Consider the following 1,152-nt stretch of genomic DNA (forward strand, 5'->3'; position numbering starts at 1 on the left):
CTCCCGTCCGTCGTTCCGGTGGCGTCGAGATCGTTACTCGGCGTCCTCCGCAGGCGTCTGCGCGACCCCCGCCGTGAAGGCGGAGAGGTCGACGTCGTCACCGTTGGTGTCCTTGACGGTCACCTTCGAGAGCACGGTCGCGACGGCCTTGGAGCGCGCGACCTCGCCGACCATGCCCGGGATCTGCCCGTTCTGGTCGATGACCTTGATGAACTCGCCCGGCTCCATGCCGTACTGCGCAGCGGCCTGGATGAGGTACTGCGTGAGTTCCTCCTGGGAGACCTGGATCTCCTCCTTCTCGGCGATCGAGTCGAGGAGGATCTGCGAGCGGAAGGCCTTCTCGCTGGACTCGGAGACCTCCTTGCGGTGCTCGTCGTCCTCGAGGCGGTTCTCCTGCTCGAGGTGACGGTGCACCTCGTCCTCGATGAGCTGCTCCGAGATCGGGATGTCGACGTCCTCGATGAGCTTCTCGACGAGCTTGTCGCGAGCCGCGGCGCCCTGACCGAAGGTCTTGGACTTCGCGATCTGCTCCTTGAGGTCCGCCTTGAGCTCGTCGATCGTGTCGAACTGGCTGGCGATCTGGGCGAACTCGTCGTCGGCCTCGGGGAGCTCGCGCTCCTTGACGGCGGTGACGGTCACGGCGATCTGGGCGGTCTCGCCCTCGCGGTCGCCACCGACGAGCTTGGACTCGAAGGTGGTGGACTCGCCGGCGGTCAGGGACTCGAGCGCCTCGTCGATGCCCTCGAGCAGGTCGCCCGAGCCGATCTCGTAGGAGACGCCGGTGGCCGAGTCGACCTCGTCGTCACCGATCGTGGCGGTGAGGTCGATCTGGGCGAAGTCGCCGGTCGTGGCCGGGCGGTCGACGGTCACGAGGGTGCCGAAGCGGGTGCGCAGGTTCTGCAGCTCCTCTTCGATCTCGTCGTCGGAGACCTCGACCGCGTCGACGGTCAGCTCGTACTTGTCGTACTCCGGCAGGTCGAACTCGGGACGCACGTCCACCTCGAAGGTGAGGACGAGGTCGCCCGTGAAGCGCCCGCCGACCCGTCCGAAGGTGCCATCCCGGCGCTGCTCGCCGAGCGCGGTGTCGAGTACACCGACCTCGACGGCTGGCACAACCTCGATGCCCACGAGCTCGCCCTGGGCGCACCCGAG

Annotated in this window: 1 protein-coding gene; it reads right to left on the bottom strand. The window is 67.5% G+C overall.

Features of this window, described 5'->3' with window-relative positions; translation table 11 throughout:
* Nucleotides 1-33: 33 nt before the first annotated feature.
* A partial coding sequence (gene tig, locus I5E_RS06405; RefSeq protein ID WP_022906260.1) for a trigger factor occupies nt 34-1,152 on the bottom strand: 1,119 nt, incomplete at its 5' end.

It is taken from the genome of Curtobacterium sp. B18 (assembly GCF_000333375.1).
Lineage (GTDB): Bacteria > Actinomycetota > Actinomycetes > Actinomycetales > Microbacteriaceae > Curtobacterium.